Below are 17,569 nucleotides of genomic sequence, written 5' to 3'. Positions count from 1 at the left end.
AGGCCCGCCGCTCTTGTTCTTTCATTACCGGACGGCCGTCTTCAGGCCGCCTTTGCTTCCGCTTCGTGGAGGGCAAAGGAGCGACCATCGGCATCGAAGATATGGAGATCGCCGGCATTGGCGGTCAGCCGCAGCGTCGAGCCGCGCTTGACCTCGACATTGCCCGGCAGCTTGGTCACCAGCGGCAGGTCGGCCCGGCCGATATCGACATAGACCAGCTGGACCTCGCCAAGCTGTTCGAGATAATCGACGGTCCCCTCGAACAGATAATCCGCACCGCTGGCGATCGCGAGATCTTCCGGCCGTACGCCGAAGCTGACCGCCGCTCCCTTTGCCGAAGCAGGTGTCGCGATCGGCACCGTCGCCTTGCGGCCGCCGACATGGCTGACGATGGTCGGATTGCCCGTCTTGTCGACCGTCGCCGGCAGGATGTTCATGGCCGGCGAGCCGATGAACTGGGCGACGAAGAGGTTGCCGGGGTTCTTGTAGAGTTCCATGGGCGTGCCGACCTGCTCGATGTGCCCGTCCTTCAGCACGACGATGCGGTCGGCCAGCGTCATCGCCTCGACCTGGTCGTGCGTGACGTAGATCATGGTCGTGTTGGGCATCGATTCCTTGAGCTTGGCGATCTCGATGCGCGTCGCAACGCGCAATGCGGCGTCAAGGTTCGACAGCGGTTCGTCGAACAGGAACACCTTCGGATTGCGCACGATGGCGCGGCCGATGGCGACGCGCTGCCGCTGGCCGCCCGACATCGCCTTGGGCAGACGGTCGAGATATTTGGTCAGCTGCAGGATCTCGGCGGCTTGCCGAACCCTTTTGTCGATCTCGGCCTTGCTTTCCCCACCGATCTTCATCGAGAAGGCCATGTTGTCGTAGACGGTCATGTGGGGGTAGAGGGCATAGGACTGGAACACCATGGCGATGCCGCGCTTCGAGGGTGGCACGTCGTTGACCACCTGGCCGTCGATCTTGAGTTCACCCGACGTGATTTCCTCGAGCCCGGCGATCGAGCGCAGCAAGGTCGACTTGCCGCAGCCCGACGGGCCGACGAAGACTATGAACTCGCCCGATTTGATGTCGAGGTCAATGCCGTGGAGAATGTTAAGATTGCCATAGGACTTCTTCACTTGTCTCAAATTGACATCGGCCATTGGTTTCCTCCAGTGATTCCTCGGATGTTTCAGCCTATGCGTCCGAACCAGGCGCCATAGCCGCCGAGCTCGACCGACCCGGTGCTCGCCTGCCCGGAGAGCCCGTGTCCCGGCAAAGGTTGCAGGGTTCGGTTGCCGAGGTCAACCTTCGCCGGCCTTGCGCCCAGATTGAAGACGCAGACGATCTCCTCATTGCCCGACCGGCGGGTGAAGGCGACGGTGTCGCCCTGGCTTTCGATGAAGGCGATGTCCCCCTTGGCCAGCGCCGGATGGGCGCGGCGGAAAGAAAGAAAGCGCCGGTAATGCTCAAGCAGGGAGGTTTCGTCGCCTTGCTGCACGTTGACCGCCTGCGGCAGATGCTCGGCCGGTACCGGCAACCAGGGTTTTGCCTGGGAGAAGCCGCCATTCCTTGCATTGCCATCCCACACCATGGGCGTGCGGCAGCCGTCGCGGCCCTTGAATTCAGGCCAGAAACGGATGCCGTAGGGATCCTGCAGATCCTCGAAGCGCAGGTCGGCCTCGCCGAGGCCGAGTTCTTCGCCCTGGTAGATGCAGACCGAACCGCGCAGCGACATCAGCAATGCCGAGATGACCTTGAGATAGGCCGACGGGTCCGCCTCGTCGGCGGCCCAGCGCGAGGCCGGTCGCATCACGTCATGGTTGGAAAACGCCCAGCACGACCAGCCGTCGCTGGCCACCCGGCCAAAAGCTTCCAGCACCGAGCGGACCTTGGCGGCGCTGATCTTTTCCGGCGCCAGGAAGTCGAAGGAATAGCACATATGCACGCGCTTGCCGCCGGCGGTATAGGCGGCGACCACGTCCAGCCCGCGTTGCGAATCGCCGACTTCGCCGACCGCGGCGGTCGCCGGGTACTCGTCGAGCAGCGCCCGGAAGCGCTCGAGGAAGGCGAGGTTCTCCGGTCGGCTTTTGTCGTAGATATGGTCCTGGTAGTTGTAGGGATTGACCGCCGGCGCGGTCTGGTCGTTGCGCTGTTCCGGCGGCAGCGGCGGGTTGTTTTCCAGCCCCTGGCTGTGGAAGTAAAAATTGATGGTGTCGAGGCGAAAGCCGTCGACGCCGCGTTCCAGCCAGAAGCGGGTGACGTCGAGCAGCGCGTCCTGGACTTCGCGGTTGTGGAAATTGAGGTCGGGCTGCTCGGCCAGGAAATTGTGCAGGTAGTATTGCTGGCGGCTGGTGTCCCATTGCCAGGCCGAGCCGCCAAAGATCGACAGCCAGTTGTTGGGCGGCGTGCCATCGGGTCTTGCATCCGCCCAGACATACCAGTCGGCCTTGGGATTGGTGCGGCTCGAGCGGCTTTCCTTGAACCAGGGGTGGATGTCGGCGGTATGCGACAGCACCTCGTCGATCATCACCTTGAGGCCCAGTCGGTGCGCCTCCGCCGTCAGCGCATCGAAATCCGCCAGCGTACCGAACATCGGGTCGACGTCACAATAATCCGAGACGTCATAGCCGAAATCCTTCATTGGCGATTTGAAGAAAGGCGAGATCCAGATGGCGTCCGCGCCAAGGGCGGCAATGTAGGGCAGCCTGCCGATGATGCCCTTGAGGTCGCCGATGCCGTCGCCATTGGAATCCTGATAGCTGCGCGGATAGATCTGGTAGATCACCGCGCCCCGCCACCAGTCGCGGTCGATGGCGGGGTCTGGTTTCGAAGTCGCCTTCAAAGCCGATTGCATGGTCTCAACCTCCTTTCACCGAGCCGGCCAGCAGCCCGCGGACGAAATAACGCTGCAGCGAGAAGAAGACGATCAGCGGCACGATGATGGTGATGAAGGCCGATGTCGTCAGGATCTCCCAGTTACCGCCACGCGAGCCAAGCAGAGCATTGAGCTTGGCCGTCAGCACGATCTGATCGGGCGCCGTTCCGAGGAAAACCATTGCCACCAGGAGATCGTTCCATACCCACAGGAATTGGAAGATGGCGAAGGAGGCAAGCACCGGGAAGGACAGCGGCAGCACGATCTTGACGAAGATCTCGAAATCGCTGGCGCCGTCGATGCGCGCCGATTCCATGATCTCGCGCGGCAGGCCGGCAATATAGCTTCGCAAGAGGTAGATGGCGAAGGGCAGTCCGAAGCCGGTATGCGCCAGCCAGATGCCGAGGTAGGTCTTGGACGGCACGCCGAAGAACGTGCCGACGCCATTGTAGAGCTTCAGCAGTGGAATGAGCGACATCTGCAGCGGCACCACCAGCAAGCCGATGACGACGGCGATCAGGAGCGCGCGGCCTGGAAAGCGCATCCAGGCCAGTGCGTAAGCCGCAAAGGCCGCGATCAGGATCGGGATGACGGTCGCCGGGATGGTGACCGTTAGCGAATTCATGAACGAGCGGCCGATGCCTTCGGAAAACAGCACGGTCTGATAATTGTCGGTGGTGAATTTCGGCGGCGCCGACGAAGCGTAGTAGACGCGCTGGCCCCTGTCGCCCTCGAACGCCTTTGGCGAGGCCATGACGAAGCTGCCGTCGGCCTTGATCTGGAGGGTCACGCCGTCACCGAGATCGGCTGATGTGCCGGCAGGATACTGCGTCGGTGCCGCCGCCTTGACGCCGAAGGCGCTTATCGCGCGCTTGGCCCCGTCGCCGAAGATGTTGCCCTGGAGAACGAACTTGCCGTCCTTTTCTACCTGTGTGGAGGCGGCCGGCAGTCGCCCGGCTTCCGTCTGGCTGGAACTGGCGAAGGAATTCCACCAACCCGAGGCGATGATCTGGTCCTTGTCGCGCAGCGACGAAACGAGGATGCCGAGCGTCGGGATGGTCCAGATCACCACGAAGACGAGCACCGCGATATGGACGCCGAAACGGCTGGCGAAGGAATTTCCGGTCGCGACGGCCATCTCAGTGCCCTCCCGTCTCTTTGTTGGCCTGGCGGATGTTCCAGACCATGATCGGAATGACGGCAATCATGATGATGATGGCTATGGTCGCGCCGCGGCCGAAATCGCCGCCGCCGCGGAACATCCAGTCGAACATCAGATTGGCCAGCACCTGGCTGTTCCATTGACCGTTGGTCATGGTCAGAACGATGTCGAACACTTTCAGCACCAGGATGGTGATGGTGGTCCATACCACCGCGATGGTGCCCCAGATCTGCGGCACCATGATCTTCCAGAAGATCTGGAACGGGTTGGCGCCGTCTATGACTGCGGCTTCCAGTGTTTCTTCGGGGATGCCGCGCAGCGCCGAGGACAGGATGACCATGGCAAAGCCGGTCTGGATCCAGATCAGGATGACCATCAGGAAGAAGTTGTTCCAGAACGGCAGCGATATCCAGACCTGCGGCTGGCCGCCGAAATACTGGATGATGGCGTTGAGCAGGCCGATCTGGATCTGGCCCTGGCCACGATATTCGTAGATGAACTTCCAGATCACGCTGGCGCCGACGAAGGAGATGGCCAGCGGCAGGAAGATCAGGCTTTTGGCAATCGTTCCCCACCATATCTTGTCGGTGAGCACGGCGATGATCAGGCCGAGGAAGGTGCAGGCCGCCGGCACCACCGCCAGCCACAATATGTTGTTGCGGATGGCGTTTCGCAGATCCGGATCGCGCAGCGCCCATTCATAGTTGGCGAACCCCACGAAACTCGTGCCGCCGCGATCGAAGAAGGACAGCCACAGTGTCGCGATCACCGGATAGACCAGGTAGATGGTCAGGATGATCAGCGCCGGACCCACGAACAACCAGGGCCGCACCAATCCCTGCCGGCGCAGATTGTTGACGGCGGCCGCTCCGGACACTCCGCGCGCGGGGAAGATCAGGTCAAGCAGTTTGTTGGCGCCCCAGAAATAGGCGACGCAGCCGCCGACGCCGATAATGATGACGAATATTGCCGAGAAAATCTGAGCCGCCATGGGTCCCTCTCCCTGCGCGTGACCGGCCAGCGGTGCTGGCGACCGATGCGCCGACTTTCAGTTATTCGGAACAATCGAAATGCGAAGCTTCCGGCGTGTCCCGCCGGTCGGATCCGGGCCGTAGCCCGAATCCAGTAGCAAGATGAGGAAAGATCAGGTCGCGCCGGAGCGGCCTATTTGATGGCGTCCCAGCTCTTCTGGATGTCGGTGGCGACGTCCTGGGCGGACTTGCCGCCGACCAGGTCGATCATGCCAGTCCAGAACGAGCCGGCGCCGACCTTGCCGGGCATCAGGTCGGAGCCGTCGAAGCGCACCGTCGTGGCGCCGACCAGGATCTCGCCCTGCTTCTTCAGCGCATCGCTGCCATAGGCGTCCTTGTTGGCCCCCTTGAAGGGTGTGACGAAGCTCTTCTGTGCCATCCACAATTCATGCGCGAGCGGCATTTGCAGGAACTTGATGAATTCGCGCGATGCCTTGGAATCCTTGGTGATCATCACCAGCGTTCCGGCGACTTCCAGCGGCGTCCCGAGCTCCGGCTTGGAGCCGTAGGGCGGGTAGGGGAAGAAGTCCGCATCCTGGCCAAGCTTCACGCCTTCCGGGAAGAAGGAGGGGATGAACGATGCCTGATGGTGCATGTAGCACTTCGGCGGTACGGTGAAGAGGCCCTTCGGGCTGTCGCGGAAGTCGGTCGCCGCGACCGCCTTGGCGCCGCCGTCGACCATCTTGTCGTCGGTGGCGATCTTGCCGAAGATGTCGATAGCGTTGACCACGGCCGGGTCGTTGAACGGAATCTCGTTCTTCACCCACTTGTCGTAGACTTCGGGAGTCTGCGTGCGCAGCATGATGTCCTCGACCCAGTCGGTCGCCGGCCAGCCCGTCGCGCCGCCCGAACCAAGCCCGATACACCACGGCTTGCCGCCATCGGCGATGATCTTCTTCTCGAGTTCGGCAAGTTCTTCCTGCGTCTTCGGCACCTTGTAGCCAGCTTCCTCGAAATTGTCGGGCGAGTACCAGACCAGCCCCTTCACGTCGATCTTGTAGGGAAAGGCATAGAAGCCCGGCTTGCCGTCCTTGCCGTTGTAAGTTCCGAGCTTGGCCCAGGAGTCGCCGGCGGCGTAATTCTCCTTGACCCAGGCTGCGACGTCGTCGCCGAGCGGGGTCAGCACGCCCTTGGAAGCGAGGTCCTGGATGAGGCCCGGCTGCGGCAGGACGGCGATGTTGGGCGGGCTGCCGGCCTGGGTGTCGATGACGATCTGCTGCTCGTAGTTCTCGGACGAGGAATATTTGACCTCTGCGCCGGTGGCTTCGGAGAAATAATCAAGTACCGACCGGACAAGCGTCTCGTCCTCGCCACGCCACGGTCCGAAGATGGTCAGGGTCTCGCCCTTGAGGTCGACTTTCTTGAGGTCCTCGTAATTCGCCCAGTTGAAGCGCTTGTCCTCGCCCGGCTTGAACTTCAGTTCGGCATGCGCGGGCGCGCTCAGGGCGAATGCGGCAGACGCAACACCCAGCAAAAGCATTTTCTTCATCGGTATTCCTCCCAGTGGGTCATACACACCGGACGGAACCTCCATTCCGCCCGCCGACGCCGCAGGACTGTGACTCAGTCGCAAGGGAACCGCAACCTTTCGAACAGTCTTCCAAAGCGCTTTGGCTTTGTTGATCTCGCCACTGAATCGGACGGGTGTCAAGGGGGAGCAGGAACTAATCGATTTAGTCGCCGTCTGCCAGGGTCCAAAAATTTGCACCGCAACATGCTTTTTCGGCACTGCAGCAGCAATTTTCGTTTCAAACCGGGCCCCGGCACGCTTATGGTCCATGTGGAGTGGCCACGCCCTTGTGGCGTTTGGGTCGATTCAATTTAAAAGCGCTTTGAGGCAGGGAGGCCTCTCGTGAACCTCAAGCAACTCGCGCATATGCTGGCGCTTTCCCAGACCACGGTAAGCCGGGCGCTGAACGGCTATCCCGAAGTCAACGAGGAAACCCGCAGGCGTGTCATGGACGCAGCCAAGCGCCACGGCTATCGCCCCAATCCGAGTGCGCGCCGGCTGGCCACGGGTAAGTCCGGAATGATCGGCTATGTCCTGCCGACGGGTGCAGCCGTCGACATCGATCCCCATTTCGTCGAATTCCTGTCCGGTCTTGGCGACTATGCCCGCTCGCACGAGCTCGACCTTGTCCTGTCACCGACCGATGCCGATGACCAGGAAACGACCTACCGCCGCATCGTCGCCAACCGGCAGGTCGATGCCGTCTACATCTCTTCGCCGAGGCCGCAGGACAGGCGCGTGGCGCTGGTCAACACGCTCGGCATTCCTTTCATCGTCCATGGCCGCAGCGAGGGCCTGAATTTCGACTATCCCTTTCTCGACATCGACAATGAAGGCGCCTTCCACGAAGCCGCGCGGCTGCTCGTCCAACTCGGCCACCGGCGGCTGGCGCTGATCAATGGCGACGACCGCGAGACCTTTGCCATCCACCGCGAGCGCGGCCTGCGCCGGGCGCTGGCCGCCAGTGGCCTGGCATTGGACGATCGCCATGTCTGCTCGCTCGTCATGACCGAGGAGAACGGCTATCGCGCCGCCCGGCGCCTGCTCGAACAGGAAGGCGCGCCGACGGCAATCGCCTGTTCCAGCCTGATCATGGCGCTCGGCGTCGTGCGCGCGGTGCGCGACCTTGGCCTCAGCATTCCCGGCGACGTCTCGCTGATTGCCCATGACGACGTTTTTCCCTGGCTGAAGCCGGAGAATTTTTCGGTGCCGCTGTCCACGACGCGCTCGTCGATCCGGCTGGCCGGCGCACGCATCGCCGAGCGGCTGGCGGCGCGGATATCGGGACTGGAGGAGGGCGCGCGCGGCGAGGTCTGGCCGGTCGACCTGGTGGTCAGGGGATCGGTCGCCGGCGCGCCGGCTTGACCACTCGCCAGCAGGGTCAATTGCTGGAACGACTTCTGCGCTGCCTCTGCCCGTTGTCTCAGCCCGCGGATTTAAGATGATCGATGAAGGCGCGCAGCTTCGGCAGGACCTGACGCTTGCCTGGATGATAGAGGAAGACGCCCGGGGTCGCGCCGGCAAAGTCCTCCAGCACCGGTTTGAGTTTCCCCTGTTCTATTGCGCCGTCGGCGACAGGCCGAGGCGTCTGCGCCAGGCCGACGCCTTGGATCGCGGCCCCCAGCAAGGTTGGATAGTCATGCGCAATCAGCGGGCCCGAGACGATCGCCTCGATCGCCCCGTTGCCGTCGGTGAAGGACCAGGGTGCGACGGCGCCGTTCGCGCGGCGCAGGCGCAGGCAGGCGTGGCGGCCCAGATCGGTGATCTGTTCGGGCTGGCCGTGGCGCTCGAGATAGTCCGGGCTGCCGACGACCACGAAGGAGAAGGGCGGCGTCAGCCGCACCGCGATCATGTCGGGCGCTATGAACTGGCCCAGCCGGATGCCGGCATCGAATCCGCCGGCGGCGAGATCGACCATCTCGTCGCTGGCGGCGATCTCCAGTTCGATCTCGGGATAGGCCCGGCAGAACGACGCGATCATAGGCTCCAGGATCAGCGGCACGACCGCGCGGGGCACGGACAGTCGCAAAAGCCCGGTCGGCCGCTGGCCGACATCGCGGGCGACCTCGCCTGCGGCCATGATCTCCTCGAAGGCAGGTCCGGCGCGGTCGAGGAACCGCTGGCCAGCCTCGGTCAGGCCGACGCTTCGGGTCGTGCGGGCAAACAGGGCCGCACCGATGCGGACTTCCAGCGCGCGCACCGCCTGGCTTACCGCGGACGGCGTTACCGCCAGTTCGGCCGCGGCACGGCGGAAGTTACGATGCCGCGCGACGGCCAGGAACACCTCGACCCCGTCCAACGCACCGTGCCGGATTGTGTATCTCTGCTTCATAGGCTGTTCTGATTACAGCGGATGGCCGAACTATGAAAGCAGTCTTAGCTAACGGCCGAAGTGCGCGGGACCGCATGACCACCTGTTGCGAGGAAACCGATGTCAACGCCGATGCTGTTCCAGATCCAACTCGTCCTGGGCTATGTCGCATGGCTGCTTTGCTTCGGTGCATATGGCCTGCCATGGCTGGACTCGATGGATCGGATGGCGGCGCAACGCGCCATTGCCACGCTGCACAGTTTCCGCTTCTTCGGTCTCGTGTTCCTGCTTCCGGGCGTCGTCGGCCCCAATCTGCCTGCCGGCTTCGCCATGTTCGCTGCCTATGGCGACTTCGCCACCGGGGTGCTGGCCATGCTGGCATTGCTGACGGTCAGAGTTCGCTTGCTCTTCTGGTCGTTCGTCGTCGCCTTTAATCTCGTCGGAATGGCCGACCTCGTCGTCGACTATTACCACGCGGTTCAGGAAGGCCTTCCCGAGCACGCGGAGCAGTTGGGAGCCACCTACGCGATCCCCATCATCTACGTGCCGCTGCTGATGATCACGCACATCGCCGCGTTCTGGTTCCTGCTTCGTCCCGGCAAAGCGCCGCGTGAGCCGTCGCTGGCTATTCCTTCGCAGTCCCTGCAGCCTTGATGTCCAGCAGGCCGTAGCCGAAATCATTGTCGCGCCCCTTAAGCCCGAGATCCTTCGCGGTCGCCGCAAGCGCCTTCTCGATGTCGTCGGCCGAGCGGTCGGGCGTGGCATGGATGAGGTTGGCGATGGCGCCGCTGACGATCGCGGCCGCGAACGACGTGCCGGTAACGACATCCGAGCCGGCGCCGCTCGGCGCCACCATCTCGACGCCGGGCGCGGAAATGAACACATAGGCGCCGCGATTGGCCTGCGGCATCAGCGCATCCTTGGCGTCGGTGGCCGTCACGGCGATGACGCCGTCAAAGGCGGCCGGATAGCCGTAGGGCGCCTTCGGCCCGTTATTGCCGGCCGCCGCCACCAGCACCATGCCAAGCGCCCGTGCATTGCGGCAGGCGGTGCCGAGCAGGTCGTTTTTCGGTCCGACGAAGCTCATATTGATGATGCTGACATTCTGGTCCGCCGCCCAGTCGAGCGCCGACAGAATGACGTCCATGGTCGACTTGCCGCCCTCGAAGGCGCGCGCATGGTAGATCCTGGCGCCCGGCGCCATGCCTTCCAGCGGGCCGACGCCGGCAATCAGACCGTCGATCGAAGTGCCGTGGTCGCGCTTTTCGATCGGCACGTCGGGCATGGCGTCGAACTGCGCGGCGATGACGCCGGCAAGCGCCGGATTGCTGTCGTCGATGCCGGTATCGATGACGGCGACGCGCACGTTCTCGCCGCTGGCCTGTTTGGCGTCGAGCGCGATGCGGTCGAAGGCATAGTTGACGATGCCGGCCGCCTGCTGCAGCGAGTAGATGTGGTTGGGCTCGCGGCGCCGCGTGCGGCCGTCGGCGGCAAGCTGCGCCAGCACCACGCCGACAGGGCGGCCATCGGGAATGCCGAAACGCACCAAAGTGGCGCCAAGCAGCCGGGACTGGCGCTGCGAGCGCACTTCTAGGCCGAAGGAAGCGGCGATCTGCTGCACGGCGCCGGCATCGCCATCGACCGTCACCAGCACCTCGTCCGGCACGAAGTCCCCGGTCACGGCGCGCCGCGACTGGACGGCGATGAGATCGGTCGGCGAGACGATCGGTCCACTGGCTGGTGGGCCGGCCTGGTTGCCCCCGGGGGAAGTCGCGGGCTCCGGCCGTGGTGTCGGCACCGGTGCAGGAGGGGCGGCCGGATTGGGGAAAAGGTCGACGATCAAGGCGGGCAGAAAAACGGCGCTGGCCTGGGCCGCACCCGACCCGTTTTTGGTGGCGCCGCCGTCCTTGACGCAGTCGGCCGCCATTGCATTGGCCTCGTTGCTGCAATCGATTTTGGCCCGCTCGGGATTAGCCTCGTTGGTCTGCGCCGACGCAGGCACGGCGGCGATTGTCATCGCCGCCGCAAGGACAGCCGCAAATCGAATGACCGCCTCAGCCGCCATCAACAGGTTTCCTTCCCTCGATCACGGTCTCGGCGAAAGGCTGCGCGGCAACAAGGCTGCGCGCCTTCTCGTAGTCGGCAGCTGTCGTCGCCGGAATGGCGAGCCTGAAGACGCCATCGGCGGTCGGTCCGCCGATGATCTTGAGCTTGTTGGCGTCGAGGAAGACGGCAATGTCGGCCATCCTGGCGTCCGGCTTGAACTTGACCAGCGCAAACGGCAATTTGGCCAGATCGTCTTGTGCGCCGGCGATCTCGAAATTGCCGCCCCTGCCGCCGGGCTGCACCAGCGACTGCACCGCGATCAAGGCCAGCAGAACCGCGGCCGCCGCCCAGGCGACGCCGACCGGCACCGCCATGAAACGGCCCCACGCCTGCGCCAGCCAGGACGATCCTGCCGGCCTGCGTGCAGGCCCGGCCTCCGCGTCCAGCGCCTTGGCGAAGCGGCTGAGCGCATCGGCCGGCGGGCGGATCGCCTCATTGGCCGCCGCCGTGCCGGAGAACTCGGCTTCCGCCTCGCCAAGCGCGGCAAGTGCCGAGGGATCGTTGGCCAGCCATTCCTCGACGGCTTCCAGATCCGAACCTTCGAGCGAGCCGTTCAGGTAGAACGGCAGCAGCGTTTCCATTTCGTCGCGGCGCGACATCTTTTCAGCGGCGCTCATGGCCACCCCCTGTCGTAACCGGCGGCTTTCAGGGCTTCGCCGAGTTTCTTGCGGGCGTAGAACATACGGGTTTTGACGGTCGCGACCGGAATGTCGAGCACCTCGGCGATCTCGGTCACCGACTGGCCCTGATAATAGGCGAGGTCGATCACCGTGCGGTGCTCCTCGGGCAGGGCGTCAATCAGGCGGCGCAAGGCGGCGGCCTTATCCTCCTTCATGGTGACGACCTCGGGCGTGTCGGCGCTGTCGGGCACCGCGGCGGCGGCCTCGTCGTCGATCCAGTCTTCCTTCTTCTTGCGCAGCAGCGACAGCGCCTTGAAGCGGGCGATGCCGAGCAGCCATGTCGAGACTTCGGAGCGCCCTTCGAAACCCGGCGCCTGGCGCCACAGTTCGAGAAACACCTCGTTGGCGATATCGTCAGCCATCATTTCCGATCCCGTCTGGCGCGCCACGAAGCGGTAGACCCGCGCGTGGTGACGCATGAACAGGAGCCGCACGGCGGCCCGGTCGCCCTTCGCGACCCGGTCGACCAGCGCGCGATCGGTTTCCGTCGCCGCTGTCATGGCCGGTCGAGCCGCCTGGCTCCTGTTTGCTCTGTCGCCGATCGGTCCAAAAAGGTTCATCCTCCGCCAAGGAATTTTGGGAGGCTAACCGAAGAGCGGGGCGGTTGCCAGAGCACCCCTTCGCGCCGTTTAGGGGGAGAAGGTGCCGGCAGGCGGATGCGGGAGGCGCCAGCCGCCCGATCAGGTGAGAAAAGCCTTCGCCTTCATCGTCGCCGGCACCGGCACGCCCAGCCGGCTCAACACCGTTGGCGCCAGTTGCAACTGGTCGAGCAGCGTGTCGGCTTCCGGCCCTTTGCCTTGTCCGAAATAATACAGTGCGAAATCCTGCATCTCGTCGTCATGGCCGCCATGGTGACCGCGGTCGGTCTGGCCATGGTCGGCGGTGACCATGACCTCATAGCCGGCTTCGATCCAGCCCGGCAGGAAGGCCGCCAGCATGCCGTCCATGGCGTAGCAGGCATGGTCCATCTCGTGGCAGTCGTGACCGAAGCGATGGCCCATCGAGTCCAGCGTGCAGGTGTGCAGGATGCCGTAGTCAATGCCGTGGCGCCGGGTGAGCATGGTCAGCGTCGCGAACAGGTCGACATCGCTCGGCGTCATCTGGTTCTTGAGATTATAGCCGGTCATGGTGTGGAAGCGGCCATGCGTGATCGGTCCGCCGGGCTCGTCATATTCCATGTCCTCGACGAGGTCGAAGGGATAGGAACGGAAGAATTCAGACCAGTAGGAATGGGTAACCGCGCCGGTCCTGCCGCCGGCCTTGCTGACTTCCGAGAAGATATCGGGCTGTCCGACGCGAAACCGGTTTTCGTTGGACAGGATCCCGTGCACCTGCGGCGAAACGCCGGTGTGGACCGAGGCATAGCAGCAGGCCGAGGTCGACGGCAGCACCGAGCGCATCTTCCACACCCGCGCCTCGCCCGATTGCACCCAACCCTCGAGATTGCCCATCAGCCGGCGCCAGTTGCGGTAGGGAACGCCATCGAGGATGATCAGCAGAAGCTTGGATTGGATCGCCACCGGTTGCTCCACGCGATTGTCTGTTGAAACGAGCGCGCCGCGTGTCGTTCGGACACGCGGCGCTTTTCAATATGAGACAGATGTCAGGCGTTCAGCCAGCATTCTCCCAGCGCGTACCCATCCATCATTTCGCCGATCGGGTTCTTGACCCATCCGCTGATCTTGTTGGTGGCGGCCGCGTCGATGAACTGGTTGAAGAAGGGCACGATCAGGCCCCCTTCGTCGCGCATCATGACCGCCATGTCGTGGTAGATCGCCTTGCGCTTGTCCTGGTCGAGCTCGCCGCGCGCGGTGAACAGCATCTTGTCGAATCCCGGCCGCTTGAAGCGCGTGTCGTTCCAGTCGGCTGTCGAGACGTAACCGGTGGAATACATCTGGTCCTGCGTGGCGCGGCCGCCCCAATAGGAGAGCGAGAAGGGCTTCTTGTTCCACACCTCGGACCAGTAGCCATCGCCGGGCTCGCGCTTGATCTCGATCTTGATCCCGGCTTTGGCCGCACTCTGCTGATAGAGCTGGGCGGCGTCGACGGCGCCGGGGAAGGCGACATCGGAGGTACGCAGCAGGACCGAGCCGCTATGGCCCGACTTCTTGTAGAGGGCGGCGGCTTTTTCCGGATCGAATTTGCGCTGCTCGATGGCGGTAAACAGCGGGTAGGCTTCGTTGATCGGGAAGTCGTTGCCCACCGAGCCGTAGCCGCGCAGGATCTTCTCCAGCATTTCCTCGCGGTCCATGGCGAGCTTGAGCGCCATACGCAGATCGTTGCTGTCGAAGGGTGCGGTGTCGCAGAACATGTTGAACGGGTAGTAGCCCTTGCCAGACACGTTCTCGATACTTACGCCGGCAATGCGCTTGACCAGATCGACAACCTTCGGCTCGACGCGGTTGATCATGTGGACCTGACCACCCTGGAGGGCAGCGAGACGCGCCGTCGCGTCATTGATGACGACGATCTCGACCTGGTCGGCATGGCCGGCCTTGTCGCCCTGCCAGTAGTTGGCAAAGCGTTCGCCGCCATGGCGCACGCCCGGCTGGTTGACGGTGACCTTGTAGGGACCGGCGCTGATGCCGGCATTCGGGTTGTCCTTGCCGCCATTCGGCTGGATGACGAGATGGTAGTCGGCCATCAGATAGGGGAAGTCGGCGTCTGCATCGCCGAGCGTGACGATCACTTCCTTGCCGCTCGCCTTGACGCCCTTGATGTTCTTGAGGATACCGAGCGCGCCCGACTTCGACTTCTCGTCGGCATGGCGCTCGATGGTGGCGGCAACGTCTTCGGCGTTTACCGTCTTGCCATTGTGGAATTCGATGCCGTCACGGACCTTGATCGTCCACGTCTTGGCGTCCTTGGAAGCGCCGATGTCTTCGGCGATCAGGTTTACCAGCTTGTTGTCTGGGCTTAGCCGGGCAAGATACTCGCCCCACTGCTTGCTGAAACTGTAGGTGACCTGGCTGAGGTTCAGGGCAGGGTCGAGGCTGTTGGTCGATTCACCGCCCTGCAGGCCGGCCTTGATGATGCCGCCCTTGACCGGACTCTGTGCGAAGGCCCTCCCGGCCAGCGTCGTTGCCAGCGCGGCGGACACGCCGAGCGCCGCGGTGCGGCCAAGAAAGTCGCGACGCGATATACGGCCCTGGCCAGCGAGATCGGCGAGATGATCGAGTTCAGTCTTCATGTCCTACCCCTTGTTGAAACAACGCCGCACCAGTGGCGCCCGTCCAAAGGACGTGTGGCGCCCTAGTGTTGCATGCGGATGACGGCCGCCATCCCCCCTGGTTGGCGGATCGCTGGGTGCCTAGAGCAATTCCAGGAAAAGTGTGAACGGTTTTCCATCCGGAATTGCATAAAAACAAAGAGATAGAGCAGTTCACCGTTCCCGTGAAACCGTGAACTGCGCTAGTTCCCGGCGCTGGCCATGCGCCGCCCCTTGATCGCCTTTTCCAGCCAGCCGATCTCCATCTCCGGGACCGATGACAAGAGAAGGTCGGTGTAGTCATCGAAGGGGGGCGTCAGCACCTTGCTTTTCGAACCATAGCGCACCACCTCGCCGCGATACATCACAGCGATCGAATCGGCGATCGACTTCACCGTCGCCAGATCGTGGGTGATGAACAGATAGGCGACGTTCTCCTCCTTCTGCAGTTCAAGCAGAAGCTTCAGGATGCCGTGCGCCACCAAGGGGTCAAGCGCCGAGGTCACCTCGTCACAAATGATCAGCTTGGGTTTTGCCGCGAGCGAGCGGGCGATGCAAACACGCTGTTTCTGGCCGCCGGAAAGCTCGGCCGGGTAACGGTCGACAAAGCCCTTGCCCATTTCGATCTTGTCGAGCAGTTCGGCGACGCGGGCATCGCGCTGTTTGCCGCGCATGCCGAAATAGAATTCGAGCGGCCGGCCGATGATGGTGCCGACGGTCTGGCGCGGGTTCATCGCCACGTCGGCCATCTGATAGATCATCTGCAGCTGGCGCAAATCCTCCTTCGGCCGGTCGGCAAGCCGGTTGGCCAACGGGCGTCCGTCGAACGTGACGGTGCCCTGCTCGGGTGGCAAAAGTCCGGTTATGGCGCGCGCCAGCGTCGATTTTCCGGAGCCGGATTCGCCAACCACGGCCAATGTCTGGCCGGGGTAGATATCGACCGAGACGTTCTTCAGCACCTTGACCTGGCCGCCGCCATAGGCAGCGGTGACGTTCTTGACAGACAGGAACGGCGTGGTGCCGGGGTTCTGCTCGGCATGTTCGATCTCGTGCACCGAAACCAGGGCGTTGGTGTATTCCTGGCGCGGTTCCTTGATGATCTGGCGGGTGCCGCCCCATTCGACCAGCCGGCCGTGGCGCAGCACCATGATCTCGTCCGAGACTTGGGCAACGACGGCCAAATCGTGCGTGATATAGAGCGCCGCCACATGGGTGTCGCGGATGGCGTCCTTGATCGCCGCCAGCACGTCGATCTGCGTCGTCACGTCGAGTGCCGTCGTCGGTTCGTCGAAGACGATCAGGTCAGGCTCCGAGCACAGCGCCATAGCCGTCATGACGCGCTGCAGCTGGCCGCCTGACACCTGGTGCGGAAAGCGTTCGCCGATGGCTTCCGGGTTCGGCAGGCTGAGCTTCTTGAACAGCGCGATCGCGCGTTTCTCGGCCTCCGCCCGTGTCGCCGTCCCGTGCAGCAGCGTGGCTTCCACCACCTGGTCCATCAGCCTGTGCGCCGGGTTGAAAGCGGCCGCCGCCGACTGCGCGACATAGCAGACCTCGCGGCCACGCAGCTTGCGGAAACCTTCCTTGCCGCCCTTCAGGATGTCGCGGCCGTTGAGCAGCACCTCGCCGCCGGTGATGCGCACGCCGCCACGGCCATAGCCCATGGACGACAGGCCGATGGTCGACTTGCCGGCTCCGGATTCGCCGATCAGGCCGAGCACCTTGCCCTTCTCCAGCGTCAGCGAGACGTCGTGCACGAGCACGATATTCTTCGGCGCCTCACCTGGCGGATAGACCGTCGCCTCGATGCGCAAATTGCGGATATCGAGCAGAGGGGTGGACTTTGCCTTCACGTCGGCCGTCATCCGCGTCCTCCCTTCAGGCTTGTCGTGCGGTTCAGCACCCAGTCGGCCACAAGATTGACCGAGATCGCCAGTGCTGCGATCGCGGCCGCGGGAATGAGCGCGGCGCCTATGCCGAACACGATCCCGTCCTTGTTCTCCTTCACCATGCCGCCCCAGTCGGCGTCCGGCGGCTGCACGCCGAGGCCGAGAAAGGACAACGTCGACAGGAACAGCACCGCATAGATGAAGCGCAGGCCGAGCTCGGAGATCAGCGGCGACAGCGCATTGGGCAGGATTTCGCGGAAAATGATCCAGGCGCTGCCTTCGCCGCGCAGCTTGGCGGCCTCGACATAGTCCATAACGTTGATGTCGACGGCGACCGCGCGCGACAGGCGATAGACGCGCGTCGAGTCGAGAATGCCCATCACCAGGATCAGCGTCACCAGGTTGGTTGGCAGCACTGAGAGCACCACCAGGCCCATGATCAGTGTCGGGATCGACATCAGGAGATCGACGAGGCGCGACAGGATCGTATCGAACCAGCCGCCGAACACGGCCGCCGAAAAGCCAAGTATGGCGCCGAGCGAGAACGACAGCGCGGTGGCCAGCACGGCGATAAACAAGGTGATGCGGGCGCCATAGATCATCCGGGACAGCAAATCGCGGCCGAGATTGTCGGTGCCCAGCCAATGCGCCGCCGATATCGGCTCCCAGACATCGCCGACAATTTCGGCATTGTCATGCGGTGAGATCCAGGGCGCGAAGATCGCCGCCAGCACGAACAGTGCCGTCAGGACAATGCCGATCAGCGCGGGGACGGGGATGCGTTTGATATCGAGCATATCAGCCCC

At 63.5% G+C, this 17,569-nt stretch carries 15 protein-coding genes; 2 read left to right on the top strand and 13 right to left on the bottom strand.

Translation table 11 applies throughout. The features are described from left to right. Positions 1-41 precede the first annotated feature (41 nt). From ugpC to FJ543_RS15120, 5 genes are all read right to left on the bottom strand, one after another. Positions 42-1,154: a sn-glycerol-3-phosphate ABC transporter ATP-binding protein UgpC gene (gene ugpC, locus FJ543_RS15140; RefSeq protein WP_140615098.1), complete on the bottom strand. Its 1,113-nt coding sequence runs from the start codon at positions 1,152-1,154 to the stop codon at positions 42-44. A 29-nt stretch (positions 1,155-1,183) separates the two neighbouring features. After that, entirely contained in the window at positions 1,184-2,848 is a 1,665-nt protein-coding gene (locus tag FJ543_RS15135) for an alpha-glucosidase (protein WP_140615096.1), read from the bottom strand. Positions 2,849-2,852: 4 nt separating this feature from the next. Further along, complete coding sequence (locus FJ543_RS15130; RefSeq protein WP_140615094.1) at positions 2,853-4,007, bottom strand: carbohydrate ABC transporter permease; 1,155 nt, start codon at positions 4,005-4,007, stop codon at positions 2,853-2,855. Position 4,008: 1 nt separating this feature from the next. Beyond that, complete coding sequence (locus FJ543_RS15125) at positions 4,009-5,022, bottom strand: sugar ABC transporter permease (protein ID WP_140615092.1); 1,014 nt, start codon at positions 5,020-5,022, stop codon at positions 4,009-4,011. Between the two features lie 173 nt (positions 5,023-5,195). Then, positions 5,196-6,551, bottom strand: a complete 1,356-nt coding sequence (locus FJ543_RS15120) for an ABC transporter substrate-binding protein (protein WP_140615090.1) — start codon at positions 6,549-6,551, stop codon at positions 5,196-5,198. A gap of 363 nt (positions 6,552-6,914) precedes the next feature. Here FJ543_RS15120 and FJ543_RS15115 point away from each other — a divergent pair, with 363 nt between their 5' ends. Continuing rightward, positions 6,915-7,937: a substrate-binding domain-containing protein gene (locus FJ543_RS15115; RefSeq protein WP_140788564.1), complete on the top strand. Its 1,023-nt coding sequence runs from the start codon at positions 6,915-6,917 to the stop codon at positions 7,935-7,937. Between the two features lie 58 nt (positions 7,938-7,995). On the opposite strand, the gene FJ543_RS15110 is transcribed toward FJ543_RS15115, so the two are convergent. After that, entirely contained in the window at positions 7,996-8,904 is a 909-nt protein-coding gene (locus tag FJ543_RS15110) for a LysR family transcriptional regulator (protein WP_140875765.1), read from the bottom strand. Positions 8,905-9,003: 99 nt separating this feature from the next. On the opposite strand from FJ543_RS15110, the gene FJ543_RS15105 reads away from it, so the two are divergent. After that, a complete protein-coding gene (locus FJ543_RS15105) occupies positions 9,004-9,537 on the top strand; it encodes a hypothetical protein (RefSeq protein ID WP_140875764.1) in 534 nt (177 codons plus the stop codon). On the opposite strand, the gene FJ543_RS15100 is transcribed toward FJ543_RS15105, so the two are convergent. From FJ543_RS15100 to FJ543_RS15070, 7 genes are all read right to left on the bottom strand, one after another. Continuing rightward, positions 9,509-10,948 (bottom strand): S8 family serine peptidase, encoded by a 1,440-nt coding sequence (locus tag FJ543_RS15100; RefSeq protein ID WP_140875763.1) that lies wholly within the window; start codon positions 10,946-10,948, stop codon positions 9,509-9,511. The genes FJ543_RS15105 and FJ543_RS15100 overlap by 29 nt on opposite strands. Further along, a complete protein-coding gene (locus FJ543_RS15095; RefSeq protein ID WP_140875762.1) occupies positions 10,938-11,606 on the bottom strand; it encodes an anti-sigma factor in 669 nt (222 codons plus the stop codon). The genes FJ543_RS15100 and FJ543_RS15095 overlap by 11 nt, the downstream gene beginning before the upstream one ends. After that, positions 11,603-12,169 (bottom strand): sigma-70 family RNA polymerase sigma factor, encoded by a 567-nt coding sequence (locus FJ543_RS15090; protein WP_023772366.1) that lies wholly within the window; start codon positions 12,167-12,169, stop codon positions 11,603-11,605. Before FJ543_RS15090 ends, FJ543_RS15095 begins: the two co-directional genes overlap by 4 nt. A 180-nt stretch (positions 12,170-12,349) precedes the next feature. Continuing rightward, positions 12,350-13,189: an alkaline phosphatase family protein gene (locus tag FJ543_RS15085; RefSeq protein ID WP_140875761.1), complete on the bottom strand. Its 840-nt coding sequence runs from the start codon at positions 13,187-13,189 to the stop codon at positions 12,350-12,352. An 83-nt stretch (positions 13,190-13,272) separates the two neighbouring features. Then, positions 13,273-14,859 (bottom strand): ABC transporter substrate-binding protein, encoded by a 1,587-nt coding sequence (locus FJ543_RS15080; RefSeq protein WP_140875760.1) that lies wholly within the window; start codon positions 14,857-14,859, stop codon positions 13,273-13,275. Positions 14,860-15,080: 221 nt separating this feature from the next. Continuing rightward, complete coding sequence (locus FJ543_RS15075) at positions 15,081-16,739, bottom strand: ABC transporter ATP-binding protein (protein WP_140615074.1); 1,659 nt, start codon at positions 16,737-16,739, stop codon at positions 15,081-15,083. Next, a complete protein-coding gene (locus FJ543_RS15070; protein ID WP_140821691.1) occupies positions 16,736-17,560 on the bottom strand; it encodes an ABC transporter permease in 825 nt (274 codons plus the stop codon). The genes FJ543_RS15075 and FJ543_RS15070 overlap by 4 nt, the downstream gene beginning before the upstream one ends. Positions 17,561-17,569: the final 9 nt, after the last annotated feature.

The organism is Mesorhizobium sp. B2-5-7 (genome assembly GCF_006440875.1).
Taxonomy (GTDB): domain Bacteria; phylum Pseudomonadota; class Alphaproteobacteria; order Rhizobiales; family Rhizobiaceae; genus Mesorhizobium; species Mesorhizobium australicum.
This window is presented reverse-complemented; position numbering and strand designations above follow the sequence as displayed.

What these genes read in the sequence shown, in the direction of transcription:
- FJ543_RS15070 (WP_140821691.1), bottom strand. Translation starts at nt 17,560, where the DNA reads ATGCTCGATATCAAACGCATCCCCGTCCCCGCGCTGATCGGCATTGTC.
- FJ543_RS15080 (WP_140875760.1), bottom strand. Translation starts at nt 14,859, where the DNA reads ATGAAGACTGAACTCGATCATCTCGCCGATCTCGCTGGCCAGGGCCGT.
- FJ543_RS15130 (WP_140615094.1), bottom strand. Translation starts at nt 4,007, where the DNA reads ATGGCCGTCGCGACCGGAAATTCCTTCGCCAGCCGTTTCGGCGTCCAT.
- FJ543_RS15120 (WP_140615090.1), bottom strand. Translation starts at nt 6,551, where the DNA reads ATGAAGAAAATGCTTTTGCTGGGTGTTGCGTCTGCCGCATTCGCCCTG.
- FJ543_RS15135 (WP_140615096.1), bottom strand. Translation starts at nt 2,848, where the DNA reads ATGCAATCGGCTTTGAAGGCGACTTCGAAACCAGACCCCGCCATCGAC.
- FJ543_RS15095 (WP_140875762.1), bottom strand. Translation starts at nt 11,606, where the DNA reads ATGAGCGCCGCTGAAAAGATGTCGCGCCGCGACGAAATGGAAACGCTG.
- ugpC (WP_140615098.1), bottom strand. Translation starts at nt 1,154, where the DNA reads ATGGCCGATGTCAATTTGAGACAAGTGAAGAAGTCCTATGGCAATCTT.
- FJ543_RS15090 (WP_023772366.1), bottom strand. Translation starts at nt 12,169, where the DNA reads ATGACAGCGGCGACGGAAACCGATCGCGCGCTGGTCGACCGGGTCGCG.
- FJ543_RS15075 (WP_140615074.1), bottom strand. Translation starts at nt 16,739, where the DNA reads ATGACGGCCGACGTGAAGGCAAAGTCCACCCCTCTGCTCGATATCCGC.
- FJ543_RS15100 (WP_140875763.1), bottom strand. Translation starts at nt 10,948, where the DNA reads ATGGCGGCTGAGGCGGTCATTCGATTTGCGGCTGTCCTTGCGGCGGCG.
- FJ543_RS15125 (WP_140615092.1), bottom strand. Translation starts at nt 5,022, where the DNA reads ATGGCGGCTCAGATTTTCTCGGCAATATTCGTCATCATTATCGGCGTC.
- FJ543_RS15105 (WP_140875764.1), top strand. Translation starts at nt 9,004, where the DNA reads ATGTCAACGCCGATGCTGTTCCAGATCCAACTCGTCCTGGGCTATGTC.
- FJ543_RS15110 (WP_140875765.1), bottom strand. Translation starts at nt 8,904, where the DNA reads ATGAAGCAGAGATACACAATCCGGCACGGTGCGTTGGACGGGGTCGAG.